We start from the raw sequence: 25,434 nt of genomic DNA on the forward strand, positions 1-25,434 counted from the left end.
GGCTAGAGGTGACAGAGCTGGCGCAGTGCGCCGGTATCCAGGTGGAGCTCCACCAGGTCCGCCAGGCGCTCGATATCGCGCTCGCGCAAGGCGTGGTAATCCACCTTTTGCACATCCTCCAGGCCAGCCCAACGCAACAACGCGCCACACGCGGCCGGGGTCTCGAACAGGCCATGCAGATAAGTGCCGATAATCTGCCCGTCGTCGCTATAGGCGCCATCGCTGCGCCCGTCGTCGAGCCGCACAGGGGCTTGCTCCAAGGCAGGCCCACGGCTGACTCCGGCGTGAATCTCGTAGCCGCTGACCTTCGCGCCTTCCAAGACCAGGCGACCACTGACATTACGCAACTGCTTTTCTGTTTCGAGCACGGTCTCGAAGGCCAGCAGCCCCAAGCCCGCGCTCGATCCCGCTACGCCTTCGAGCCCCAGGGGATCGTGCACCTGCTCGCCGAGCATCTGCAGGCCACCACAGATCCCCAGAAGCTTGCCGCCATAGCGCAGGTGCCGGGAGATCGCCTGCTCCCAACCATTGGCCCGCAGGTAGGCCAGGTCGCTGCGTACGCTCTTGGAACCAGGAAGAATGATCAGGTCTGCCGCGGGAATCGCCTGGCCGGGGCCAATGAACTGCAGGTCCACCTGGGGATGCAGGCGCAAGGGATCGAAGTCGGTATGGTTGCTGATGCGCGGCAATACCGGCACCACGACCTTGAGCAACTGCTCGACCTTGCTGGCCTGACGCTGGTCGATACCGTCCTCGGCCTCCAGGTGCAAGTCCATGACATAGGGCAACACACCCAGCACCGGCTTGCCAGTGCGTTGCTGCAACCAGTCCAGGCCTGGTTGCAGCAATGCGATGTCGCCCCGAAAGCGGTTGATGATGAAGCCCTTGACCCGGGCCTGTTCGCTAGGCGAAAGCAGCTCCAGCGTACCCACCAAATGGGCGAACACACCGCCACGATTGATATCGGCGATCAGCAACACCGGGCAGTCCACCGCCTCGGCGAACCCCATATTGGCGATGTCCCCGGCCCGCAGGTTGATCTCGGCCGGAGAACCGGCACCTTCCACCATCACCACCTGGTAAGCGGCCCGCAGCCGTTCGTGGGAGGCCAGCACCGCCTGCATGGCAATCGCCTTGTAGTCGTGATAGGCCACGGCATTCATGGTGGTCACCGCACGACCATGGATGATTACCTGGGAACCAGTGTCGCTATTGGGCTTGAGCAGCACCGGATTCATATCAGTGTGAGGCACCAAGTTAGCAGCTTGGGCCTGGACCGCCTGGGCCCGGCCGATCTCGCCGCCATCGGCGGTCACCGCACTGTTGAGGGCCATGTTCTGCGGCTTGAAGGGCACCACGCCGACACCCTGGCGCACCAGCCAGCGACACAGCGCAGTAACCAGGGTGCTCTTGCCGGCGTCCGAAGTGGTGCCTTGCACCATCAGTGTTGTCATGGGTGATCCTTGCGGTAGGCCAGCAGCGCCTGCTCCAGGCGCACCCAATCGGCCTCCTCGGCAGGCAAGCCGAAACGCAGGCTGCTGTTATGGACGAACAGGCGCAGCAGAATGCCCTGTCGCGCCATGAACTGATGCAAGCGCTCGGCCTCGGCGGTGATCAGCCATTGAAACAGGGCACAACCACCCTGGGGCTTGAAACCATGGCGCTCCAGGACGTCCACCAACCGCTGGCTGGCCACTTCGCTGCGCTGGCGCTGGCGGGCATGCCCGGCGACATCTTGCAGGCAGGCCTGGCCCAGCACCCGGGTCGGACCACTGACAGCCCAGGGCCCGACCTGTTCGGCCAGTAGCTTGAGCAACCGGTGCTCGGCCAGGACAAACCCCAGCCGCACACCAGCCAGGCCGAAGAACTTGCCGAAGGAACGCAGGACGATCAACCCCACCTGGTGGGCATGACCGGCTAGGCTCAGCTCGGGGGTGTTGTCCATGAAGGCTTCGTCCACCACCAGCCAGCCACCGCGCTGGGCCAGGCGCCCGTGCCACTCCAGCAGGCGCTCCGGGGGCAGGCTCAGGCCCGTGGGATTGTTGGGATTGACCACCACCAGCACGTCGAGGCTGTCGAGAAAGAAGTCCACCTCCTGCTCCAGCACCTCGCGAACCCGGTACCCGGCGCGGCGCCAGGCTTGCGCATGCTCGGCATAACAGGGCGACAACACCCCGACCTTGCCCGTACGCCGCAAACGCGGCAGCAATTGGATCGCAGCCTGAGAGCCCGCTACCGGCAGCACCTCCCTGGCGCCGTAGTACTCGCAGGCCGCCTGCTCCAGACCATCGTCGGTCTCTGGCAGGCGCGCCCATGCACGCAGCGGTATCTGCGGCAATGGAAACGGCCAGGGCGCCAGGCCACTGGACAGGTCAAGCCAGGCCTCTTCAGGAATACCCTGCTCCAGGGCTGCCTTGCGTAACCGACCACCGTGCTCAAGCATAGAATTCAGCCCCCAGGCAAAGAATCAGCAACCAGAGCCAAACGCCTCGCTGCACCAGTTGCCAGCCACGATCGATGGAACCGGCACTGGCCGGCTCGCCCTCACCCAATTGTGGGCGTTGATGCAACTGACCATGATAGATCGCCGCGCCCCCCAACTCGACGCCCAGGGCGCCGGCGCCAGCCGCCATCACCGGGCCCGCATTGGGACTGTCCCAGGTGGGCCCTTGGCGGTACCAGCACTTGAACGCCAGGCGGGTCTTGCCCAGCAAGGCATAAGTCAGGGCCACCAGGCGCGCCGGCACATAGTTGAGCAGATCGTCGATCCGTGCGGCTGCCCAGCCGAAGCGCTCGAAGCGCTCGTTGCGATAACCCCACATTGCATCCAGGGTGTTGCTCAGTCGATAGAGCACCACTCCCGGCACACCCGCCACAGCGAACCAGAACAAGGCGGCGAACACCGCATCGCTACCGTTTTCCAGCACCGATTCGGTCGCTGCCCGAGCCACGGCGGTGGCGTCCAGCTCGCTGGTTTGGCGGCTCACCAGATACCCTACCCGGCGCCGAGCTTCGTCCAGGTCATCGCTGCGCAGCGCCTGGGCCACGGGCTCGACATGCTCGCCAAGGCTGCGCAGCCCCAGGGCGCAGTACAACGCCAGGATCTCCACCAGCCAGCCGATATAGGGCAACCAGGACAACGCCGTGGCCAGTAGAGTCAGGGGCAGGACGGCCAGCACCCAGGCAGTGACACCATGACTGCGCCAGCCTCTTCCGGCAGCGTTGAAACGCTGCTCGATCCGATCCGCCAGGCGCCCGAACGCCACCAGTGGATGCCAGCGCCTGGGCTCGCCCAGCAACGCATCCAGCCCCACCCCGGCGACACTCAGCAATGCCACGCTCATTGGCTTACTCCCCAGCGGTTTTCATACAACAATTCATTCAACGGCCGCGGCTGTGCCCAGCCTTCCAGGGCCAGCATTGGCGCCGGGTAGAACTCGGTGACCGGCCCCAGGCACAACACGGCCAGGGGCTTGGCCCCCTCCGGCAAGCCCAGCAAGTCGGCTAGCGCCTGGGGCTCGAACAGCGATACCCAGCCCATTCCCAGGCCTTCGCTACGCGCCGCCAGCCACAGGTTCTGGATCGCGCAGGACAAGGACGCCAGGTCCATCTCCGGCAGGGTCCGCCGACCGAAGACATGCCGCTCGCGGCCGTCCATCAACGCGGCCACCAAAAGCTCGGCGCAATCGTTGATGCCTTCGACCTTGAGCCTCATGAACTCGTCGGAGCGCTCCCCCAGGGCCTCGGCGGTGCGCACTCGCTCCTCTTCCACCAATTGCTGGATCTGCCCCCGCAGCACGCGGTCGCTGATGCGGATAAAACGCCAAGGCTGCATCAGCCCCACGCTCGGCGCCTGGTGGGCTGCCGTCAGCAAGCGCTGCAACAGCTCGGGAGCGACGCTGCCGCCGGCGAAATGGCGCATGTCGCGACGCTCGGCAATGGCCCGATAGACCGCCTCGCGCTCGAGCGAGGAAAAAGCCTGTTCAGTCACCCGTGACGCCCCCAGCTACATCAACCTCTCGCTTCGGAGCGAACAACGCGGCCACCGCCGCAGGATTGGATGGAAAGTAGAAATGCACATAGGAGGCCGTCATTCTCCCGACCCGATAGACCGCCTCGGCACCACGGCCACCGTTGGGACTGGAGCCCCGGGCGATAGGCGCAAGCTCGGTACTGGTCAGGGAATGATGGTAGGTATGGCCTCGCAGGCTACCCTCCGGCAGGTCCACCGCTTGCAAGGCCAGGGCAGCCAGACGCTTCTGCATCACCGCTTCGCCGGGGAGCAGGCCCAGCAGCTCGGCTCGCTGGCCCTGGACATCGACCAGGGAATCCAGCAAGTACAACATCCCGCCACACTCGGCGAGCAAGGGCCTGCCAGCGCCATGATGAGCACGAATAGCCGCCAGCATCGCACTGTTGCGCTCCAGCGCCTGGTGATGCAATTCGGGGTAACCGCCTGGCAGGTACAGGCTGTCGGCCTCAGGCAGCTCGCGGTCGTGGATCGGTGAAAAGAAGCTCAACTGCGCCCCCATGGCTCGCAGCAAGTCCAGGTTGGCGCCATAGGTAAAGGCAAATGCCTCATCCCGTGCCACGGCAATGCGTACACCCTCGAGCAGTGGTTCACACATTGTCGGAATGGGGGCAGCAAAGCCAACAGCAGGCGGTAGCGCTACCTGGCAACTGCTGGCCAGCGCCTCGGCGGCGGCATCCAGGCGCAAGTCCAGGTCATTGAGCTCGTTGGCTTGCACCAGCCCCAGATGGCGACTGGGCAATTCGATATCCGTCTCCCGGGACAGGGCGCCATACCAGCGCAACCCTTCGGTGAGACTGCCTTCGAGCAACTGCGCATGGCGCAAGGTGCCGACACGATTGGCCAGCACCCCGGCAAATGGCAGGTCCGGCTGGTAGCGCGCCAGGCCCAAGGCCAGGGCACCAAAGGTCTGGGCCATGGCGGTACCGTCGATCACCCCCAGCACCGGCACTCCAAAATGCCGTGCCAGGTCGGCGCTGGAGGGCGTGCCATCGAACAGCCCCATGACCCCCTCGATCAGGATCAGGTCGGCCTCGCCCGCGGCTTCCCACAATAGGCGGCGGCTCTCCTGCTCACCCACCATCCACATGTCCAGCTGGTACACCGGGGCACCACTGGCACGCTCGAGAATCATCGGGTCGAGAAAATCCGGCCCGCACTTGAAGACCCGCACTTTGCGCCCCTGATTGCGGTGCAGGCGCGCCAGGGCGGCGGTCACGGTAGTCTTGCCCTGGCCGGATGCCGGTGCGGCGATCAATACCGCCGGGCAATGACGAACATCATTCATGGGTTCACGCTCACAGCTCGATGCCTTTCTGCGCCTTGATACCGGCCTGGAAGGCATGCTTGAGCATGCCCATCTCGGTGACGGTGTCGGCCAACTCGATCATTTCCGGCTTGGCCCCGCGCCCTGTCACCACCACATGCTGCATCGGCGGACGGGCTTGCAGGTCGCTGAGCACCTGATCCAGGTCCAGGTAGCCATGCTTGAGGGCGATGTTCAGCTCATCGAGCACCACCAGGCCAATCTCTGGATCGCTCAGCAACTCCCGGGATACCGCCCAGGCGGCTTCGGCGGCGGCGATATCACGCTGGCGATCCTGGGTCTCCCAGGTGAAACCCTCACCCATTACATGAAACCGCACCTGCTCGGGGAAACGCCTGAAAAACAATTCCTCACCGGTACTGTCGCGGCCCTTGATGAACTGCACCACGCCACACCGCATGCCGTGCCCCATGGACCGTGCCAGCATGCCAAAGGCCGAACTGCTCTTGCCCTTGCCGTTGCCAGTCAGCACCAGCAACAGCCCGCACTCATTGGGGGAGTTGGCGATACGTTCGTCGATCACCGCTTTTTTGCGCAGCATGCGCGCCAGGTGACGTTCGTCACGCTCGAAGGATTCACTCATGGGACAGCTCTCCGTTGGGGCTGGGGGAACTGGGGGCAGGAACAGGAATAGACGGCACAAGCCTGGCATCGCCCACCGTGATGCCGTTGGATGAGTCAGGCCGGTCTCCGGGCTCATGAGCGGCATCGCTGCCGGACTGCGCGCCTTCCCATGCCTGCTTCGACACAGTGGCACTTGCGCAATCTTGACTCACCTACCGTTGCGGGGGCAGCGCCGGAATCGTCGCCTGCTCCATGGCTGGAGAGGACCCTGACCGGCTTCCCTGTTTCACTCTATCGACCTGTGGCCACAGAGCACCTGAAACAAGTCGCGAAGGTTAGAGGGTTGAGAATGGAGCGTCAATTGAAGCGGCCCGCCACATCCTGCACAAAACTGCACTGCATCAACAAACTGACGCCAGTCTTGTGCCACACTGGAGGGAGTGATATCAAATAGCCACTTTCAGGACATGACGTCCCGTCACACAACAATAAGGGGTGAGTTCGATGCAAGGCATGATCATCAGCAATCCAAGGCTGGAATTCCTGCGTCCGATGCTGGAGCGCTGGTTCGATTGCATTGACCGCTACAACGCGGTCCGCGGCGATAACGAAACCCCTTACTGGTTCGACGAACAGGTCAACCTGGGCCTGCTCTCCGCTGCGGCCTGGATGGCCGAGATGGTGACCCTCGAACACAGCCCCAGCAAGAAGCAGCTTGAAGAAGGTGCACGCAACGCTCGTACCGGCCTGTACCTGGCCACCAAGGAAGAACGCGCCTACATCCAGGCCACCCAGCGCTGGCCACGAGTCAACAGCCTGAACCTGACCCAGGCACTGCTGGATATCGCCAATGAGGCGAGGGCAATCAGCTATGCCAGCGACTTGAAGCTTGGCTGCCTGTTCGTCGCCCCTCAAAAGGCACAGCACAGTGCTACTCCCGAAGAGCTGCAGGACATGCTTGACGATCTGCAGAAGGAACACTGCTGCGCCGTGGCCTGGTATTTCCCCTATGCGTATCGCAAACTACACAACGAGGCTGGCCAGTATCACCCCGGAATAGCCGTACTGTTCAAGGAAGCCCGCTGAGTACAAGGAACCCAGGCCCGTCCATGCCTCTCTATGATTGAACGTTCGCGCATCCATAGGGACATCAACATGCTCAAACCACGCCATACCTTGCTCATCATCGCCGCCGGTCTCGCCGCCTGCGGCGAAACCTCCAGCCTTCAGGTCGCGGATGGAACCGGCCCAACCCCCAAGCTGCCGGAACCCAATCCCACGCTGATTCCCACGCTGAACATCGCCCCGGCCGTCGGCTGGCCCCAGGGAACCAAACCCCAGGCCGCCAGCGGCACCCAGGTCAACGCCTTCGCCGAGAACCTCGACCATCCACGCTGGCTCTATGTCCTGCCTAATGGGGACGTCCTGGTGGCAGAAACCAATGCCCCGCCCAAGCCGGACGACAGCCAGGGCCTTCGCGGCTGGGTAGCCGGCAAGGTGATGGAGCGCGCCGGCGCCACCGTCCCCAGCGCCAATCGCATCACCTTGCTGCGCGATGCCGATCATGACGGTGTGGCGGAGACTCGCAGCGTATTCCTGGAAAACCTCAACTCGCCCTTCGGCATGACCCTGGTGGGCAACGACCTGTATGTGGCCGACACCGACAAGTTGCTGCGCTTTCCCTACCAGAACGGTGACACCAGGATCAACGCCAGCGCCATCAAAGTGCTCGACCTACCTGGCGGCACGCTGAATCATCACTGGACCAAGAACGTCATCGCCAGCAAGGACGGCAGCAAGCTGTACGTGACCACCGGCTCGAACAGCAACGTCGGCGAAAACGGCCTGGACAAGGAAGAAGGCCGGGCGGCGATCTGGGAAGTGGACCGTGCCAGTGGCCAGCACCGACTGTTCGCCACCGGCCTGCGCAACCCCAACGGCCTGGCCTGGGAACCAGTGAGCGGAGCGCTCTGGACAGCGGTGAACGAGCGGGACGAGATCGGCAGCGACCTGGTGCCCGACTACATCACCTCGGTCAAGGATGGCGCTTTCTACGGCTGGCCCTTCAGCTACTACGGCCAGCACGTGGATGTGCGGGTCAAGCCCCAGGACCCGGCGCTCGTGGCCAAGGCCATCGCCCCGGACTACGCCGTAGGGCCGCATACCGCCTCGCTGGGGCTGGCCTTCGCCGAAGGCAGCAAGCTTCCCGCCCCCTTCACCGAAGGCGCCTTCATCGGCCAGCACGGTTCCTGGAACCGTAAGCCCCATAGCGGCTACAAAGTGATCTTCGTACCGTTCAGCGGCGGCAAGCCCCAAGGACAGCCAATCGACCTGCTCAGCGGCTTTCTAGATGCTGACAAGAACGCCATGGGGCGACCGGTGGGAGTGGTGATCGACCAGCAAGGGGCGCTGCTGGTCGCCGATGACGTCGGCAACAAGATCTGGCGCGTGAGCACTGCCAAGAAACCCTGAGCTCAGCGCTTGCGACATAGGGTCAGGCCATCCCCCAGGGGCAGCAACGACAGATCGATACGCGGGTCATCCTTGAGGGCACGATTGAGCGCCTGGATGGCCCGGGTATCCTCGCTGGCAGGAGCCACCTCCAACACCCGCCCACTCCACAAGGTGTTATCGAACACGACCAACCCTGCAGTGCGCAGCAAGCGCAGCGCGGACTCCAGGTAAGCCGGGTAATTGGCCTTATCGGCATCGATGAAGATCAGGTCGAAAGAATCACCCTGCCCCTGTTGCTCCAGGCTGGCCAGGGTTTCCAGGGCAGGCGCCAGGCGTAGATCGATACGCTGCTCGACTCCAGCCTCCTGCCAGTAACGGCGGGCAGTAGCGTTGTAGTCACCAGGAAGATCACAACAGACCAGCGAACCATCCCCAGGTAACGCTTGGGCCATGCACAAGGCGCTATAGCCAGTGAAGGTGCCAACTTCCAGTACCCGGCGAGCACCGATCAGCTTGATCAACAGGGCGAGGAATTGCCCCTGCTCCGGCGCAACCTGCCAGCGCGCAGTGGGCAAGACCTGGGTTTCATCCCGCAGGCGGCGCAGCAATGGCGTTTCACGCAGGGAAACGTCCAGCAGGTACTGATAGAGGGCATCGTCGAGGTTGAGCGTACGGGCAGTCACGAACACCTCGACAAGAAATGATTATGGATTGTGCGCCAAGTGTTCTGGCTGCAGCACGCGCTTGGCGCTCAGGTAGGCTTTCTGCCAGTAGGCCTTGGACAGGCTGTCGAGCTTCACTGTGCCGCCAGTGGCCGGGGCATGCACGAAACGTCCTTCGCCGACATAGATCCCCGCATGGCTGACCTGGGAGCCGCCATTGGTGGCGAAGAAGATCAGGTCACCGGTTTGCAGCGCGTTCTTGCCCACATCCGGGACCTGCATGCCAATCATCTCGCGAGTCGAGCGCGGCAGCGAGATACCAGCGGCATCACGGTACACATAACCGATCAGCCCACTGCAATCGAAACCTGAGTCAGGGGTATTGCCGCCCCAGCGATAAGGCGTACCCACCAGGCCCAAGGCACGAAACAGCACATCTTCGGCAACCGGAGAAAAGGTTTGGGAGGAATTGAATACCGGAGCACGTACCACGGGCGCAGGAGGCGGAGTACGGCTGGCACAAGCGCTGAGCAGCGCGGCGAGGACGATGAGAGCGATACGGGCCGAGGTCGACATAAGCTGAACAATCCTGATCGGGATGCGGCTTTCTCTGCCGTGGTACTGAAAACAAAACCGCGTAAGCGAGGCTTACGCGGTTTGTTTCAACAATAGATCAGGATTCTAGCGCCTACGCGCCAAACTTCAAGTAAGACTTTAACTTCGCCCTACAAATAGTCTGCTTATTTACGCGCGGTGACTACGGTTGGAGCCATGGCGAGTGCGCGCTTGGCTTCAATGAAGGTCTTGCTCCAGTAGCTGTCACCCAGGCTGTCGACCCGTACGCCACCACTACGACGGCTGCTGGAGTGGATGAACTGATCATCCCCCAGGTAGATACCGGCATGGCTGACACGTCCGCGGCCATTGGTGCTGAAGAACAGCAGATCACCCGGCTTGAGGTTGTTGCGCGCAACCAGGGGAGCCTTGACGTTGATCATTTCGCGAGTGGAGCGAGGCAGATTCATGCCTGCCTCTTCACGAAACAGATAACCAATGAACCCACTGCAATCGAAGCCGGCTTCGGAGGTCCCGCCGAAACGGTAGCGGGTACCGATCAGGGACATGCCGCGCTCGAGAATGCTGTCAGCCAGAACTGGCAACTGATAAGGCTTGCTGTCAGCGAATTCTGCCAGTTCCTTTTCAGTTGCCAGCTCTTCCTGGTAAACAGCGGAAGACTGGTTCTTGGTAGTGACTTGAGCCTGCTGTACGACTTGTTGCTGCGACACCGGAGTATGGGAAGCGCAACCAAACAACAGGGTAACGAGTGCGAGAGGCACGAGGGGTGCGAAGCGATTTAGCATGGGCACGACCGTGGCTTGAATAAAAGAAGTAGCGACTATGCCTTCTATCGCTCTCATTTGCAAATTCAATCGATCAGAATGTGACTTATGAGTTTCTTGCGTACATCTAAGGCTTTAAGCCCATTTAAGCCGCACCCGCCCTTGGAAGCCCTTCCAAAGGCGCGTTTTCTGGCGCCTGAATTATGCCCGAACCCCATAGGATGACTGGAAAACCATCGTTACCAGCCCAGGGTTTCCTTCAGGAAAGGAATGGTCAGCTTGCGCTGCGCCTGCAAGGAAGCCTGGTCGAGACGCTCGAGCAACTCGAACAACGCACTCATGCTGCGGGTACCACGCGTCAGGATAAAGTGCCCGACTTCGTCGGTCAGGTGCAGGCCCCGCCTGGAGGCGCGCAACTGCAGGGCACGCAACTTGTCTTCATCCGAAAGCGGACGCATCTGGAAGATCAACGCCAGGGTCAGGCGTGATTTCAGGTCCGCCAGTTTCACAGGCAATTCACGCGGAGAGGTCGACGCTGCGATCAGCAAGCGCCGACCGCTGTCACGCAAACGATTGAACAGGTGGAACAGCGCCTCTTCCCAGTCAGCCTTGCCAGCCACGGCCTGCAGATCATCCAGGCACACCAGCTCATATTGCTCCAGGTGATCGAGAATCTCGATACCACGATCCAGCAACTCGGCCAGCGGCAGGTATACCGCAGGCTCCCCCAACTGCTCGAAGCGCAGGCACGCTGCCTGCAGCAAGTGGGTACGACCCACGCCATCCTTGCCCCAGAGATAAATCAGGCTTTCGGTCCAGCCGGCGTCGGCTTCGCAAAGACGCTCGACATAGCCGAGTGCAGCGGCATTGGCGCCTGGATAGTAGTTGATGAAGGTGGCGTCATCACGCAGACGCACCCCCAGGGGCAGCTGAATCGGTTTCATGCTGACTGAACAGTTCCGAACGAACCGTTAGTGGCCTCAGTGTAAAGTTTGCAAAGTTTATACTCGTGACGCCGAGCGCACAATGCAGCAGACCACAAGCAAAATCAAAGGTTTGCGTGAACCAAAAGGACTCCAGGGGCTTATTTGACAGACTGGATGGCATCCAGCCCATGCTCAAGCCCCCGCCCAACCCCACTACAAGTCGGGGTCCTCTGCACCACTGTAGATATCCGACTCCTTGTACAGGTCGTGCACATGGCGCACCAAAACCATGATCACCGCCGCCACAGGCAAGGCCAGCAATACCCCGGTAAAGCCGAACAGCTCTCCACCGGCAAGAATTGCGAAAATCACCGCCACCGGATGCAGGCCGATGCGATCGCCAACCAGCAGGGGGGTCAGGACCATGCCCTCCAGGGCCTGGCCCACCATGAACACCGCAACGATACCGATCATCGGGTACAGGTCGCCGCCAAACTGGAACAGACCGGCAATCAAGGCCGAACCGATGCCGATGATGAACCCCATGTACGGCACGATGGCCGCAAGCCCGGCAATCAGCCCGATCAACAGGCCCAGCTCCAGCCCTACCACCATCAACCCCGCTGCGTAGATCCCCCCCAACGCCAGCATCACCAGCAGTTGCCCACGGATAAAGGCCCCCAGCACTTCGTGGCACTCTCCCGCCAACGCCACCACGCGCTCCTCACGATTACGCGGCAACAAGCTGCGGATCTTGGCCATCATCAGGTCCCAGTCACGCAACAGATAGAAACCGACCACCGGGATCAGCACCAGGTTGGCCAACCAGCCGATCAGCGCCAACCCCGAAGCCGTGGCCTGGCTCAGCACCACGCCGACGATATCGGTGGTCTGCCCCATATGTTCACTGATCGCGGCCTTGACCTTGTCGAACTTCCAGAAACCGTCGGCCAGCCCCAACCTGGACTGGACCCAGGGCATCGCGGTGTGCTGCACCCAGTCGAGCATCTGCGGGGCCAACTCATAGAGCCGCACCAACTGCTTGGCGAGCATGGGAACCAGGACCAACAGCAACGTCATCACGATCAGGATGAACAAGGCGAAGACCGCGACCACCCCCCAGGTACGCGACAAGCCCCATTTTTCCAGGCGATCCACCAGCGGATCGAACAGATAGGCCAAAAGCAGCGCCACCAGGAACGGGCTCAGGATCGGATGCAGCAGGTAGAAGAACCCACAAACCAGAAGCGCCGCACCCAACCAGACCCAACGACGGGCATCAACCATAAAGCACCCCTGCTTCTATATAGAAGGAAAACACCCGCTACCAACGAAAGCGCAGTTGCGCCACAGAGCCCGGGGCAGCGACCGGCGCTTCACCCACAGCACCCGGCACAGGCGCTGCCTGCGCCTGCTCGGCAGGAATCTCCTGCAACTTGGCCAGGGATAACTGCGCTCGCAGCTGCTCGGCGCTGCCATTGACCCGATAGACGATCCGGTCACCATCGACGCTACGCAATTGCGCGCCAAAAGGCTCCAACAGGTGGCCCAAGGCAGCGTAATGCTCAAGATTCATGCCCTGCACCTCAAGCAGTTGCTCACTGGAAACACCTGGACGGGTAACGAAACGTGGCGCCAGGCGCTGGCTCACGGCCAACAGCACAGCATCGGCCAGGGCCGCGGTATCCGCGCCCTGGACAGTTCCCTGTTCCTTCTGCTCACCCAACCACAGTCGCCACTTGGCCTGCCACTGCCCTCCCTCTTCACGGGCATGTACCGCCAGCAACGCATCCGCACCGTAACGCTCCGAGGCCGCGCGCAGCGGTGCCGGATCGGAGCCCTCCAAGTTGGGCGCAGTCGCCACGATCTGTTCGTCCAGATCCCCCAGCGGCAAACGCAAAGGCAAGCCGCGATGCTGGGCGGCTCGTCGCAGCGGTGCCGCGCTGGCCTGGCCATCACCGACCAGGGTCGAGCCTTCGGTAGAGTCACTCAACCACCAACCGAGGATGGACGGACGGTTACTCCCCCACAGCGACAATCCAGCCTGGCGCAAGGCCCGGTCAGTGCTGAGCGGATCGAAGTCCACCTGCAGGCTTTCCGGTGGCCCGGCGTCATAACCGTACTGGCTGATAATCTGCTGCGGGTCCTTGCGAACCCCTTCCAGGCCCGGCGCCTGTGCCGCCTTGGCATCTCCGGTCAGGCGCAGCACCAGGGTCTCCAGGGCCCGCTGGGTCGCCTGGTCGCGCTCCTGTGGCGATTGGCTGCTCACAGGCTCACGCACCTGATACAGGCCATTCAAGGTTTCGGCATGACTGGCCAGGCTGACCAATGACAAACAGCCCACAAATAGAAATCGACCCAAACGCATGGAAAATTCTCGATGACAGAAAACGGTTGAAACAGCACGCATGCAGTACGGCGGACAAGGCTGTGACCACAAGCCTCGGCAAAACATTCACCTGCCGCTCGATTGTTTTTCGCGCTGTCATAACGATAGCCACTAGAGCGCTATACCTTATACAGGCATGGGCGGAAGCACCAACATGGGCAATCGCGGTTTTTTTCGCGGGATATGCTCCTCCCCGTCGGCCCGAGGATGGCCGCTGCCCCTCAAGCCTGATAAAATCGCGCGCCTTCGCAGACCGCCATCAGCGGGGCCCCTGAATCACTTTTACAGTGCATCAGCGGTCTCATTGATTCGGTCGATATCCCTGAATCCCCTTAAAGGCCTGGATCAATGAGCAAGCAACCCTCCCTGAGCTACAAAGACGCCGGTGTAGACATCGACGCCGGCGAAGCACTGGTCGAACGCATCAAGGGCGTAGCCAAGCGCACCGCACGCCCTGAAGTCATGGGTGGCCTGGGCGGCTTCGGCGCCCTCTGCGAGATCCCGGCCGGCTACAAGCAGCCAGTGCTGGTCTCCGGCACCGACGGCGTCGGCACCAAGCTGCGCCTGGCGCTGAACCTGAACAAGCACGACAGCATCGGCCAGGACCTGGTCGCCATGTGCGTCAACGACCTGGTGGTCTGCGGTGCCGAGCCCTTGTTCTTCCTGGACTACTACGCCACCGGCAAGCTCAACGTCGATGTGGCCGCTACCGTAGTCACCGGCATCGGCGCCGGTTGCGAACTGGCTGGCTGCTCGCTGGTGGGCGGTGAAACCGCCGAGATGCCTGGCATGTACGAAGGCGAGGACTATGACCTGGCCGGTTTCTGCGTCGGCGTGGTGGAAAAAGCCGAGATCATCGACGGCTCGAAAGTGGTCACTGGCGACGCCCTGATCGCCCTGCCTTCCTCCGGCCCGCACTCCAACGGCTACTCGCTGATCCGCAAGATCCTCGAAGTGTCCGGCACCGACATCGACAGCACCCAGCTCGACGGCAAGCCACTGGCCGACCTGCTGATGGCCCCGACCCGCATCTACGTCAAGCCACTGCTCAAGCTGATCAAGCAGACCGGCGCAGTCAAGGCCATGGCCCACATCACCGGCGGCGGCCTGCTGGACAATATCCCGCGCGTGCTGCCAAAAGGCGCCCAGGCGTTGGTCGATGTGGCCAGCTGGCAGCGTCCGGCGGTGTTCGACTTCCTGCAGGAAAAGGGCAACGTCGACGAACATGAAATGCATCGCGTACTGAACTGCGGCGTGGGCATGGTCATCTGCGTAGCCCAGGACCAGGTCGACAACGCCCTGCAAGTGCTGCGCGAAGCTGGCGAACAACCCTGGGTCATCGGCCAGATCGCCACTGCCGCCGAGGGCGCAGCCCAGGTTGAACTGAAGAACCTCAAGGCTCACTGATGCAAGAGCGGATGTCGCCGACCTGTGATGTTGTGGTGCTGCTGTCCGGCACCGGCAGTAACCTGCAAGCCTTGATCGACAACCTGCGGACCGGCGACAACCCGGCCCGCATCGCTGCCGTGATATCCAACCGCGCCGATGCCTACGGCCTCCAGCGCGCCAAGGAAGCGGGTATCGCTACCCGCTTCCTCGATCACACTACCTTCGAAGGCCGCGAGGCCTTCGATCAAGCCCTGATCGAACTGATCGACACCTTCCAGCCAAGACTGGTGGTGCTGGCCGGATTCATGCGCATCCTCAGCGCCGGTTTCGTCCGCCACTACCAAGGCCGCCTGCTGAATATCCACCCTTCGCTGCTCCCCAAATACAAAGGGTTACATACTCATCAGCGAGCGCTGGAGGCCAAGGACACGGAACATGGCTGCAGCGTGCACTTCGTCACCGAGGAACTCGATGGCGGGCCTCTGGTCGTACAGGCTGTGATCCCGGTAGAGTTGCACGACTCGCCCCAGAGCCTGGCGCAGCGAGTACACGTTCAGGAACACCGGATTTACCCCATGGCAGTACGCTGGTTTGCCGAGGGTCGGCTGACGCTCGGCGACCAAGGTGCTTTACTGGACGGCAAATTACTGGCCGCCAGCGGTTATTTGATTCGAACCTAGGAGATTTTATGCGTCGCGCCCTGCTCTTCGCTTGTGCTCTGTTCGCCCTGCCGGTTGTGCAGGCGGCAGATCTTCACCCGTTCTCCGCCAGCTACACCGCCGACTGGAAGCAATTGCCCATGAGCGGCACAGCTGAACGCAGCCTGGAAAAAACCGCCAGCGGCGCTTGGAAACTCAGCTTCAAGGCGTCGATGATGATCGCCAGCCTGACGGAAGAAAGCACCTTGACCCTGGAAAAGGACGCCCTGGTTCCCCAGTCCTATCACTTCGAACGCGGCGGCCTGGGCAAGGCCAAGAAATCCGATCTGGATTTCGACTGGACCGCGAAGATGGTCACCGGTAGCGATCGTGGCGACGCGGTAAAACTGCCACTGAACACCGGCATGGTGGACAAGTCCACCTACCAGCTGGCCCTGCAGCATGACGTAGCGGCCGGCAAGAAGACCATGAGCTACCAAGTGGTCGATGGTAACGACGTCGACACCTACGACTTCCGCGTGCTGGGCTCGGAAAAGGTCGACACCAAGGCCGGCCAGATCGACGCGATCAAGGTCGAGCGCGTACGCGATCCGACACAAAGCAAGCGCACCACCGTGATGTGGTTCGCCAAGGATTGGGATTACCTGCTAGTGCGTCTGCAGCAGGTGGAAACCGACGGCAAGGAGTACAACATCATGCTCCTCAACGGCACCGTCGACGGCAAGACCGTCAAGGGCAGCTGAGCCGATAGCTACACGAAGCCCCGCTAGACGCGGGGCTTTTTTTTGCCCGAAATCTGGCCGTTCGCCCTCCCCCCGAAATGGCGATGCAAGATCGCGAAGATGAAACTTTTGTCATGAAACTTTCCGCCCTGCGGCGAAATGCCACGGCTTTCGCGGGCTGCAGCATTGTTTTCGTTTTTGCAAAGGTTTATTGCAAACCCAGGCAATTTACTTAGCAAGCTAACAAAATATATAACAGAGTCCTGCACATGCCTTGCTGCAGATCAACAGAGATTGGAGCTAGCAGATGACTGTAAAAGTGACTGAACGCGACGATTCACACATGTCCCATGAAGGCGTAGCCGCAGGCGTGCGCATCTGGGATGTGCATCAACAAGACATACTGGTAGGCATGTTCCATTCCGAGAGCGATGCCCATAGCTACAAGGCGGAACTGGAAAAGCTTGAACAACAGCGCGCTCTGCAGAGCTCCTGAGTCAAGGCTCACCTGGTAGTGACGGATCTCCACGCCGGTCCCCACCTCCATGAACGACAAACCCCGCCATGAGCGGGGTTTGTCGTCTGTGGCCAGTTACCACATCAGGTCATCAGGGATCTGGTAGGCCGCGTACGGATCGTCTTCGTCCGGCGCCTCGGTAGGGGTATTCATCTGCACGATACGACGGGGATCGCGCTCCTGGATCTTCAATGCCGCCTCACGGGGGATCACTTCATAGCCACCGCCATGATGAACGATGGCCAGGGAACCGCTGCTGAGCTTGTTACGCATCAGGGTATTCACCGACAGGCGCTTGACCTTCTTGTCATCGACGAAGTTGTAGTAGTCCTCGGTGTTCAGCTTGGGCAGGCGCGAAACCTCGATCAACTGCTTGATCTGTGCTGCACGGGCTTTCTGCTCGGCCTTCTCCTGCTGCTGGCGGTTGAGCTCCTGGTCGCGCTTGACCTTCTCGGCCATGGCTTCCTGGGCCGCACGTTGCTGGGAGTCGTCAAGCACCGCCTGGCCTTTGTGGGCCAGGCGCTGCTGCTTCTGCTTGTCCTTGCCGACCTGCTTGGCCTGCTTTTGGTTGACCAGTCCTGCTTTGAGCAACTGGTCGCGAAGGGAAAGGCTCATGGTACTCACTCACTTGGGCTACGGCCTCAGCCGCAGCTGGGCAAATTCTTTTCCTGGCGCTTGGCTTCGCCCCACAGGGCGTCCAACTCTTCAAGGGTGCAATCTTCCATGGGACGACCGGTATCGCGCAATGCCTGCTCGATAAATCGAAAACGCCGGTCGAACTTGGCATTGGCGCTACGCAGGGCGGCTTCCGGGTCAACCTTTAGGTGCCGGGCCAAATTGACCACGACAAACAGCAGGTCGCCCATCTCGTCGGTGATGGCGGGCATGTCGTTGTCGGCCATGGCCTCCAGCACCTCGTCCAGTTCCTCGCGAACCTTGTCCACGACCTGCAAGGCTTCAGGCCAGTCGAAACCAACCTGGGCCGCACGCTTTTGCAATTTGGCTGCGCGGGACAGGGCCGGCAAGGCCATGGGCACGTCATCCAGCAACGACAGCTGCTGTGGCACGCTGGCCTTCTCGGCACGCTCTTCGGCCTTGATCTGCTCCCAACGCTCCTTGACCTGTTCCTCATCGAGCCGAGGCAGATCCAGCGGCGCATAGAGGTCCCCAGTCGGGAACACATGGGGATGGCGGCGAATCAGCTTGCGGGTGATGCCATCCACCACCGAAGCGAATTCGAAACGCCCCTCCTCCCTGGCCAACTGGCTGTAGTACACCACCTGGAACAGCAAGTCCCCCAACTCACCTGGCAGATGATCGAAGTCGCGACGCTCGATGGCATCGGCCACTTCATAGGCCTCCTCCAGGGTGTGGGGAACGATACTGGCGTAGCTCTGCTTGAGGTCCCACGGGCAGCCGTATTGCGGGTCGCGCAGGCGAGCCATCAAGTGAAGCAGGTCGTCAAGGCTATACATGGGGTCGTTCATGTCCTGGGCTGTCATGGAGTCCGGTTACGCCGGGTCTCGATGATGTTCGGCAACTGCGAGATACGTCCCAGCAAACGCCCCAACGCGTCCAGCCCCGGGATCTCGATAGTCAGGGACATCAACGCCGTGTTGTCCTCCTTGTTCGAACGGGTGTTGACCGCCAGCACGTTGATCCGCTCGTTGAGCAGCACCTGGGACACATCACGCAGCAGGCCGGAACGATCATAGGCGCGGATGATGATATCCACCGGATAGGTCAGCACCGGCACCGGCCCCCAACTGACCTGGATGATCCGCTCGGGTTCGCGACCCGCCAGCTGCAGCACCGACGCGCAATCCTGGCGATGGATGCTGACACCACGGCCCTGGGTGATGTAACCGACGATGGCATCCCCCGGCAGCGGCTGGCAGCAACCGGCCATCTGGGTCATCAGGTTGCCCACGCCCTGGATCTGGATGTCGCCGCGCTTGCCCGGCTTGTAACCGGTTGCCTTGCGTGGAATCAGCTCCAACTGCTCATTGCCGCGCTCGGGCTCTACCAGCTGCTGGGCCAGGTTGACCAATTGCGCCAGGCGCAAATCACCGGCACCGAGGGCTGCAAACATATCTTCGGCGATCTTCATGTTGGCCTTATCGGCCAACTTGTCGAAATCGACCTGCGGCAGGTCGAGGCGATTCAGTTCGCGCTCCAGCAGGCTCCGGCCTGCAGCAACGTTCTGGTCGCGAGCCTGCAGTTTGAACCAATGGACGATCTTTGCCCGTGCCCGGGACGTGGTGACGTAGCCCAGGTTCGGGTTCAGCCAGTCGCGGCTCGGAGTGCCATGCTTGCTGGTGATGATCTCAACCTGCTCGCCAGTCTGCAGGCTGTAGTTGAGGGGCACGATCCGACCGTTGATCTTCGCGCCCCGGCAGTTGTGGCCGATCTCGGTATGCACCCGGTAGGCGAAGTCCAGCGGCGTGGCGCCCTTGGGCAGGTCGATGGCATGGCCGTCGGGGGTGAAGATGTACACCCGGTCCGGCTCGATATCCACCCGCAGCTGCTCGGCCAGGCCGCCGATGTCTCCCAGTTCCTCGTGCCATTCCAGCACCTGGCGCAACCAGGAGATCTTCTCTTCGTAATGGTTGGAACCGGACTTGACGTCGGTGCCCTTGTAGCGCCAATGGGCGCAGACGCCCAGCTCCGCCTCCTCATGCATCGCATGGGTGCGAATCTGCACCTCCAGCACCTTGCCCTCGGGACCGATTACCGCGGTATGCAACGAGCGGTAGCCGTTTTCCTTGGGGTTGGCGATGTAGTCGTCGAATTCCTTGGGGATATGTCGCCAAAGGGTGTGGACGATGCCCAACGCGGTGTAGCAGTCGCGCATTTCCGGCACCAGGACCCGCACGGCGCGCACGTCGTAGATCTGGCTGAACTCCAGGCCCTTGCGCTGCATTTTGCGCCAGATGGAATAGATGTGCTTGGCCCGGCCGCTGATATCGGCGTTGACCCCGGTAGCCTGCAACTCGCTCTGCAACTGGCTCATCACATCCGCAATGAAGCGCTCGCGATCCAGGCGCCGCTCGTGCAGCAGCTTGGCGATCTGCTTGTACTGCTCGGGCTCCAGGTAACGGAAGGACAGGTCCTCCAGCTCCCACTTGATGTGCCCGATACCCAGGCGGTGGGCCAGGGGCGCGTAGATGTCGAAGACTTCCCTCGCGACCCGGTTGCGCTTCTCTTCATCTGCGCCCTTCACCGCCCGGATCGCGCATGTGCGCTCGGCCAGCTTGATCAATGCCACGCGCACGTCGTCGACCATGGCCACCAGCATCTTGCGCAGGTTTTCAACCTGGGTCTGGGTACCCAGCACCAGGGACTGCCGAGGGCTGAGGCTGGCGGTGATCGCCGCCATGCGCTGCACACCGTCGATCAGCTTGGCCACCACCGGACCGAAGCGCTGGCTGACCGCCGCCAGCGGGATCTGCCCTTCACGGACCCCACGGTACAGCACCGCGGCGACCAGCGAATCCTGGTCCAGCTTGAGATCGGCGAGAATCTCGGCGATCTCCAGGCCCGTGCTGAAACACGATGCATCCTCGGTGCCGAGACTCTTCGTCGTGATGTATTGCTGCTCGGCCTCACGAGCGAACTCGCAGGCCTCTTTCAACGCTTCACGGTCCAGTGCCATGTCGACGCTGACCGTATGATCGAGCCACGCCTCGAGATTGATACTGCCATCGGTGTTGACCGGCTGGTGCGCTCTCACCTGTACCATCTTGCTTTACCTTCCCTACGACGCACATTCAGTACGTCAAATCGCTGACCTTCAACGCTCAGGCCTTGCTCGCAGGGCCAGCGAGCCAGGCCTTGAGGACCAGTCGGATTAGACAAGCCATCCTAGCTCGCTTCGAATAACGCCATGGCCTCGACATGCGCCGTTTGAGGAAACATATCGAGAATCCCGGCACGTTTTAACCTGTAGCCCTGCCTGGTCAGTTCGACCGTGTCACGAGCCAAAGTTGCCGGATTGCATGACACATACACCAACCGTTTGGCGCCCAAGTCCGCAAGCTTGCGAACCACCTCGAAAGCACCATCGCGGGGTGGGTCCAAGAGTACCGCAGAAAACCCCTCACCGACCCACTCGGCAGCACCCAGAGGCTGGGATAAATCGGCTTGAAAAAAGCGGGTGTTATGCAAATTATTGCTGGCGGCATTCTCTGACGCTCGCGCCACCATGGTCGCCACGCCTTCCACGGCAACCACTTCCCGAGCCTGCCGGGCCAGCGGCAAGGCAAAATTTCCCAGACCGCAAAACAGATCCAGCACCCGCTCACCAGCTTGCGGAGCCAGCCATTCCAGGGCCTGGGCCACCATGGCTTCGTTGACCCCGGCATTGACCTGAACGAAATCCCCCGGCCGGTAAGCCAGGTGCAGGCCCCACGACTCCAGGCGAAAGCCCAGGGTCTGGGACGCATCGAATGGCTCCGGCTCGCCTTCACCGTGCAGCCACAACTGCGCCTGATGGAAATCGCAGAAGTCCTTGAGAATCCCCAGGTCGGCTTCGGACAACGGCGCCATATGCCGCAGCAACACGGCCAGGGCCGAACCGCTGAACAACTCGACATGGCCCAGCGCCTGAGGCTTGCTCAAGCGCCGTAACATGGCCGGCAAACGGCTCATGATCGGTTGCAAGGCCTGTACCAGCACCGGGCAGTCGTCGATGGCGACGATATCCTGGCTGCCGGCTGCACGGAAACCGACTTCAAGCTGCTTGCCCCTGGCATCCCAGCGCACCGCCACACGGGCCCGGCGCCGATAGCCGAACTCCGGCCCGCTCAGGGGCGCGGCCCAGGCCTCGGGCTCGACACCCGCCACCTTGGACAACTGCTCGGCGAGCATGCGCTGTTTCAGGGCAAGCTGCTCAATGTGGGGCAAATGCTGGACGCTGCAACCGCCACAGCGACCGGCGTGGGCACAGGCCGCAGGGCGACGCAATTCGCTGGCATTGAAGATCCGCTCGGCCCGGGCCTCTACCACCTTGCCATGGGCGCCCAGGACTCGTGCCTCGACCTCTTCGCCAGCCAGGGCGCCATTGACGAACCAGGTGCGGCCCTCGACGAATGCAATGCCACGACCGTCATTGGCCAGGCGCTGGATGGTCAGGCGCTGTTTCTTGCCCACCGGCACCTGTGGCGCGCGGGTGCCGCCCGCTGGCTGGAAGCGCAGGCCTCTCTCGTGCTTAGCCATCAGTTGGGAGCATCGAAAATGCCGGTCGACAGGTAACGATCGCCACGGTCACAGATGATCGCGACCATGACCGCGTTTTCCACCTCACGGGACAAGCGCAGCATCGCCGCCACCGCACCGCCGGACGATACACCGCAGAAGATGCCTTCTTCGCGAGCCAGGCGCCGGGTCACGTCCTCGGCCTCACGCTGGGCCATATCGACGATCCGATCGACGCGGCTGGCCTGGTAGATCTTCGGCAGGTACTCCTCGGGCCAGCGGCGAATACCGGGAATGGCGGCGCCCTCCATCGGCTGCAGGCCGACGATCTGTACCTGGGGGTTCTGCTCCTTCAGGTAGCGCGAAGTCCCCATGATGGTACCGGTGGTGCCCATGGAGCTGATGAAGTGGGTGATGCTGCCCTGGGTCTGGCGCCAGATCTCCGGGCCGGTCCCTGTGTAGTGGGCCTCGGGATTGTCGCCATTGGCGAACTGGTCGAGGACCTTGCCACGCCCTTCGGCCTGCATCCGCTCGGCCAGGTCACGGGCGCCTTCCATGCCTTCTTCCTGGCTGACCAGGATCAGCTCGGCACCATAGGCAGTCATCGCCGCCTTGCGTTCGGCACTGGAGTTGTCGGGCATGATCAGGATCATCTTGTAGCCCTTGATCGCCGCAGCCATGGCCAGGGCGATACCGGTATTGCCCGAGGTCGCCTCGATCAGCGTGTCGCCGGACTGGATCTGCCCGCGCAACTCGGCACGGGTAATCATCGACAGTGCCGGGCGGTCCTTGACCGAACCCGCCGGGTTGTTGCCCTCAAGCTTGAGCAGCAGGGTATTGCTGGTGGCGCCAGGCAGGCGCTGCAAACGAACCAGCGGAGTGTTGCCGACGCAATCGGCGATGGTTGGGTATTGCAAGGTCATGGCGTATTCGCAATCCAGACTGCGGGGGCGCCTATCATACCGGCAAACCTCCTGGCGCCATATCACGCAAAGTGAGGGCCTTATGGCTAATTCGCATAAGCCACCAAGCGGCTGGCGTCAGGCCATGACCTGCGACGCTGCGGCTCTCAAGCGCAGGTGAATACGCAATCCTTGTCCATGGTTCTGCGCCCAGATCTGCCCACCCTGGCGATGCACCGCATTGCGCGCGATGCTCAACCCCAGGCCGAAGCCGCCATCTCCTGGGCGCGAACCATCCAGGCGGGTGAACGCTGCGAAAATCCGCTCCAGGTCCTGCTCGGCCACCCCACTGCCCTGATCATCCAGCCACAGGTGCCAGTACTCCCCTTCGAGCCGCCCATCCAGCGTGACCTGGGCACCGGCAGGAGAGTGCCGGATGGCATTGCGCAGGACATTCTCCAAGGCCTGGGCCAGGGTATTGAGGTGCCCGCGCACCCAGCAATCGCCCACCAGCTCGCAGCGCAATTGCCGTGGTGACCAGCCACTTTCGAAGCAGGCATTTTCGCTGAGCATTTCCCACAGCGCCTGGACCTGGATCTGTTCCTCGGCCAGGGGTGCCCGCTCGGTATCCAGCCAGGCCAGTTGCAAACTGTCTTCCACCAGGCGCTGCATACCGTCGATCTCGCGCCCCAGGCGCTCGCGCAAGGCCGACAAGTCCTGTTCACCTTCACAGGCCACCCGCAACCGACTCAAAGGGGTGCGCAGCTCATGGGACAGATCCCGCAACAGCTGCTGTTGCGTCGCGACGGTACTTTGCAAGCGCTCGGACATCTGGTCGAAAGCCCGCCCCAATTCCCCCAGCTCATCCTTGCGCAAGGTGGTTTCGCTGGAAAGCCGGACATTGAGCTGCTCCGCTCGCCAGGCATTGGCCTGTTCGCGCAGCTGATTGAGCGGCACCACCAGCAGGCGGTACAGGCCGACACATAGCAGCAAGGTGAAGAAACCAGGGATCACGCCATTGGTCATGACCTGCCAGAACAGCCGATAACGGCCAGGCATGAAGCGCTGGGGCAGCTCGATCACCAGGCTGCCGGCAGAGGGGTCATCGGGAAAGGCGATCTTCAGCCAGGGCAAGTTCCGGGCATGCCGGCTCACCGGCCAGTCGGCGCCTCGCAGGAACGTCAGGCGCTGGATCTCCATCGGCTTCAAGGGATAACTGCTCAACGATTGCAGGTCGCTGCCGATGACCCCGACCCAGGTCTTCTCCCGGCCGGCCATTTGCTGGATCCAGACGTCGACGCCGGCTTGCTGGCCGCTCTTCCAGGCCTGCTCGGCCTCTCGGGCATAAGCCCCCAGGGTGGCCCGGGCCTCATCGGAAAGGTAGAGATTCCTTTGCTCGACATAGCGCCCCCAGGACCAGCTCAGCCAGATCATCAGCAGGCAAAAAGCGACCAGCAGCAATGCCAGCTTCCAGAATACCGAATGCCGGCCCGGTAGCTCAGGCCAGTTCATCGGCGGCACTCAATACGTAGCCCTTGCCCCATACAGTACGCAGCTCACGCTCGCCGTAGCCCAGGGCCTTGAGCTTGCGACGAATCTGGCTGACGTGCATGTCCAGGCTGCGATCATGGGCCGCGTACCCTCGTTGCAAGACATGCTGGTAGAGGAAGGCCTTGCTCAAGACTTCATCGGCATTGCGATGCAGCGTCTCCAGCAAGCGATATTCACTGCGAGTCAGACCGGCCCATTGCTGGGCAAAGAACACATCGCACAGCTCATCATCGAAACGCAGGTTCTGGACACAACTGCTGGGGGCCAGCGGCATGGGTCGGCGATCCAGGGCCACTCGCCGCAGTATGGCTTCGATCCGCACCCGCAGCTCGGCCATGCTGAAGGGCTTGGGCAGATAGTCGTCGGCTCCCAGGCGAAAACCGCTGATGCGATCGGCCTCCGCTCCCAGGGCAGACATCAACAACACCGGGGTCGAGTGACTCTTGCGCAAATGGGTCAGCACCGTCAGCCCATCCATCCCCGGTAGCAGGATATCCATCAGCAACACATCGAAAGGCTGCTGGAGAGCAACGTCCAGCCCTTCCTGGCCGTTACGGCACCAAGTCACGGCAAAGCCGCAACGCTCCAGTTGCTCATGCACATAGGCACCGAGTATGGGGTCGTCTTCAATGGCCAGGATACGGGGCGGATCAACAGATACGGGAGTCATTGGCTTGTGCAAGTGATTCTCAGTTGAGCGATTATTCAAGATTGCCCGGATCACGGCAACCAATGCCTTGATTGCTCACGCCTCTGAATTCCTGCCAGCGTCGACGAAACAATTTGCCAAGATTGACCTTCGGCAA

At 61.9% G+C, this 25,434-nt stretch carries 25 protein-coding genes and 1 riboswitch; of the genes, 6 read left to right on the top strand and 19 right to left on the bottom strand.

Annotation, left to right across the window (positions count from 1 at the left end; all coding sequences use genetic code 11):
* Window positions 1-2: 2 nt before the first annotated feature.
* Genes I9018_RS23205 through cobO form a run of 6 tightly spaced genes read right to left on the bottom strand, consistent with a single transcriptional unit; the run spans window position 3 to window position 5,940 of the window.
* Window positions 3-1,454, bottom strand: coding sequence for a cobyric acid synthase (locus tag I9018_RS23205; RefSeq protein ID WP_241107603.1), 1,452 nt, complete (start codon window positions 1,452-1,454; stop codon window positions 3-5).
* Entirely contained in the window at window positions 1,451-2,443 is a 993-nt protein-coding gene (cobD, locus tag I9018_RS23210; protein WP_241107604.1) for a threonine-phosphate decarboxylase CobD, read from the bottom strand. The genes I9018_RS23205 and cobD overlap by 4 nt, the downstream gene beginning before the upstream one ends.
* Window positions 2,436-3,344: an adenosylcobinamide-phosphate synthase CbiB gene (gene cbiB / locus I9018_RS23215; protein ID WP_241107605.1), complete on the bottom strand. Its 909-nt coding sequence runs from the start codon at window positions 3,342-3,344 to the stop codon at window positions 2,436-2,438. Before cbiB ends, cobD begins: the two co-directional genes overlap by 8 nt.
* Window positions 3,341-3,991, bottom strand: coding sequence for a 5,6-dimethylbenzimidazole synthase (bluB, locus tag I9018_RS23220; protein WP_068587482.1), 651 nt, complete (start codon window positions 3,989-3,991; stop codon window positions 3,341-3,343). The genes cbiB and bluB overlap by 4 nt, the downstream gene beginning before the upstream one ends.
* On the bottom strand, window positions 3,984-5,318 hold the full coding sequence (locus I9018_RS23225) for a cobyrinate a,c-diamide synthase (protein ID WP_241107606.1): 1,335 nt from the start codon (window positions 5,316-5,318) through the stop codon (window positions 3,984-3,986). The genes bluB and I9018_RS23225 overlap by 8 nt, the downstream gene beginning before the upstream one ends.
* Before the next feature lie 10 nt (window positions 5,319-5,328).
* Window positions 5,329-5,940, bottom strand: a complete 612-nt coding sequence (cobO, locus tag I9018_RS23230) for a cob(I)yrinic acid a,c-diamide adenosyltransferase (protein ID WP_241107607.1) — start codon at window positions 5,938-5,940, stop codon at window positions 5,329-5,331.
* A gap of 80 nt (window positions 5,941-6,020) precedes the next feature.
* A riboswitch (cobalamin riboswitch) is annotated at window positions 6,021-6,256 on the bottom strand.
* A 169-nt stretch (window positions 6,257-6,425) separates the two neighbouring features.
* On the opposite strand from cobO, the gene I9018_RS23235 reads away from it, so the two are divergent.
* The gene (locus tag I9018_RS23235; RefSeq protein ID WP_241107608.1) at window positions 6,426-7,007 is read left to right on the top strand and encodes a hypothetical protein; all 582 of its coding nucleotides are present in this window, start codon (window positions 6,426-6,428) and stop codon (window positions 7,005-7,007) included.
* Between the two features lie 69 nt (window positions 7,008-7,076).
* Window positions 7,077-8,393 carry a sorbosone dehydrogenase family protein gene (locus tag I9018_RS23240; protein WP_068587574.1) on the top strand — a complete coding sequence of 439 codons (1,317 nt, stop codon included), beginning with the start codon at window positions 7,077-7,079 and terminating at the stop codon, window positions 8,391-8,393.
* 2 nt (window positions 8,394-8,395) lie between these two features.
* Here the strand turns inward: I9018_RS23240 and I9018_RS23245 are convergent, their stop codons facing one another.
* From I9018_RS23245 to I9018_RS23270, 6 genes are all read right to left on the bottom strand, one after another.
* On the bottom strand, window positions 8,396-9,058 hold the full coding sequence (locus tag I9018_RS23245; protein ID WP_241107609.1) for a class I SAM-dependent methyltransferase: 663 nt from the start codon (window positions 9,056-9,058) through the stop codon (window positions 8,396-8,398).
* A 21-nt stretch (window positions 9,059-9,079) separates the two neighbouring features.
* Complete coding sequence (locus tag I9018_RS23250) at window positions 9,080-9,613, bottom strand: C40 family peptidase (protein WP_241107610.1); 534 nt, start codon at window positions 9,611-9,613, stop codon at window positions 9,080-9,082.
* A gap of 164 nt (window positions 9,614-9,777) precedes the next feature.
* Complete coding sequence (locus I9018_RS23255) at window positions 9,778-10,398, bottom strand: NlpC/P60 family protein (RefSeq protein ID WP_068587494.1); 621 nt, start codon at window positions 10,396-10,398, stop codon at window positions 9,778-9,780.
* Between the two features lie 218 nt (window positions 10,399-10,616).
* Window positions 10,617-11,321 carry a DnaA regulatory inactivator Hda gene (gene hda, locus I9018_RS23260; protein WP_068587496.1) on the bottom strand — a complete coding sequence of 235 codons (705 nt, stop codon included), beginning with the start codon at window positions 11,319-11,321 and terminating at the stop codon, window positions 10,617-10,619.
* 195 nt (window positions 11,322-11,516) lie between these two features.
* Window positions 11,517-12,590: an AI-2E family transporter gene (locus tag I9018_RS23265; protein ID WP_241107611.1), complete on the bottom strand. Its 1,074-nt coding sequence runs from the start codon at window positions 12,588-12,590 to the stop codon at window positions 11,517-11,519.
* 37 nt (window positions 12,591-12,627) lie between these two features.
* On the bottom strand, window positions 12,628-13,671 hold the full coding sequence (locus I9018_RS23270; RefSeq protein ID WP_241107612.1) for a DUF2066 domain-containing protein: 1,044 nt from the start codon (window positions 13,669-13,671) through the stop codon (window positions 12,628-12,630).
* Window positions 13,672-14,040: 369 nt separating this feature from the next.
* Between I9018_RS23270 and purM the strand changes: the two genes are divergently transcribed.
* The 4 genes from purM (at window position 14,041) to I9018_RS23290 (ending at window position 16,958) form a co-directional block, all read left to right on the top strand.
* On the top strand, window positions 14,041-15,099 hold the full coding sequence (gene purM / locus I9018_RS23275) for a phosphoribosylformylglycinamidine cyclo-ligase (protein ID WP_241107613.1): 1,059 nt from the start codon (window positions 14,041-14,043) through the stop codon (window positions 15,097-15,099).
* An 11-nt stretch (window positions 15,100-15,110) separates the two neighbouring features.
* On the top strand, window positions 15,111-15,761 hold the full coding sequence (gene purN / locus I9018_RS23280) for a phosphoribosylglycinamide formyltransferase (protein WP_124348368.1): 651 nt from the start codon (window positions 15,111-15,113) through the stop codon (window positions 15,759-15,761).
* Between the two features lie 8 nt (window positions 15,762-15,769).
* Complete coding sequence (locus tag I9018_RS23285) at window positions 15,770-16,483, top strand: DUF3108 domain-containing protein (RefSeq protein ID WP_241107614.1); 714 nt, start codon at window positions 15,770-15,772, stop codon at window positions 16,481-16,483.
* 286 nt (window positions 16,484-16,769) lie between these two features.
* Window positions 16,770-16,958, top strand: coding sequence for a hypothetical protein (locus I9018_RS23290; RefSeq protein ID WP_083236070.1), 189 nt, complete (start codon window positions 16,770-16,772; stop codon window positions 16,956-16,958).
* Window positions 16,959-17,054: 96 nt separating this feature from the next.
* Here the strand turns inward: I9018_RS23290 and I9018_RS23295 are convergent, their stop codons facing one another.
* The 7 genes from I9018_RS23295 to I9018_RS23325 all read right to left on the bottom strand — a co-directional run bounded on the left by I9018_RS23295 (window position 17,055) and on the right by I9018_RS23325 (window position 25,298).
* Entirely contained in the window at window positions 17,055-17,594 is a 540-nt protein-coding gene (locus I9018_RS23295; protein WP_068587508.1) for a DUF2058 domain-containing protein, read from the bottom strand.
* 26 nt (window positions 17,595-17,620) lie between these two features.
* Window positions 17,621-18,454: a nucleoside triphosphate pyrophosphohydrolase gene (gene mazG / locus I9018_RS23300; protein ID WP_241107615.1), complete on the bottom strand. Its 834-nt coding sequence runs from the start codon at window positions 18,452-18,454 to the stop codon at window positions 17,621-17,623.
* A gap of 23 nt (window positions 18,455-18,477) precedes the next feature.
* Window positions 18,478-20,721 carry a GTP diphosphokinase gene (relA, locus tag I9018_RS23305; RefSeq protein ID WP_068587512.1) on the bottom strand — a complete coding sequence of 748 codons (2,244 nt, stop codon included), beginning with the start codon at window positions 20,719-20,721 and terminating at the stop codon, window positions 18,478-18,480.
* 122 nt (window positions 20,722-20,843) lie between these two features.
* Window positions 20,844-22,196 carry a 23S rRNA (uracil(1939)-C(5))-methyltransferase RlmD gene (gene rlmD, locus I9018_RS23310; RefSeq protein WP_241107616.1) on the bottom strand — a complete coding sequence of 451 codons (1,353 nt, stop codon included), beginning with the start codon at window positions 22,194-22,196 and terminating at the stop codon, window positions 20,844-20,846.
* On the bottom strand, window positions 22,196-23,098 hold the full coding sequence (gene cysM / locus I9018_RS23315) for a cysteine synthase CysM (protein WP_068587579.1): 903 nt from the start codon (window positions 23,096-23,098) through the stop codon (window positions 22,196-22,198). The genes rlmD and cysM overlap by 1 nt, the downstream gene beginning before the upstream one ends.
* A gap of 117 nt (window positions 23,099-23,215) precedes the next feature.
* Window positions 23,216-24,589 carry a sensor histidine kinase gene (locus I9018_RS23320; protein ID WP_241107617.1) on the bottom strand — a complete coding sequence of 458 codons (1,374 nt, stop codon included), beginning with the start codon at window positions 24,587-24,589 and terminating at the stop codon, window positions 23,216-23,218.
* On the bottom strand, window positions 24,576-25,298 hold the full coding sequence (locus I9018_RS23325) for a response regulator transcription factor (RefSeq protein ID WP_068587518.1): 723 nt from the start codon (window positions 25,296-25,298) through the stop codon (window positions 24,576-24,578). Before I9018_RS23325 ends, I9018_RS23320 begins: the two co-directional genes overlap by 14 nt.
* Between the last annotated feature and the right edge of the window lie 136 nt (window positions 25,299-25,434).

Source organism: Pseudomonas sp. MPFS (assembly GCF_022537035.1).
Taxonomy (GTDB): domain Bacteria; phylum Pseudomonadota; class Gammaproteobacteria; order Pseudomonadales; family Pseudomonadaceae; genus Aquipseudomonas; species Aquipseudomonas sessilinigenes.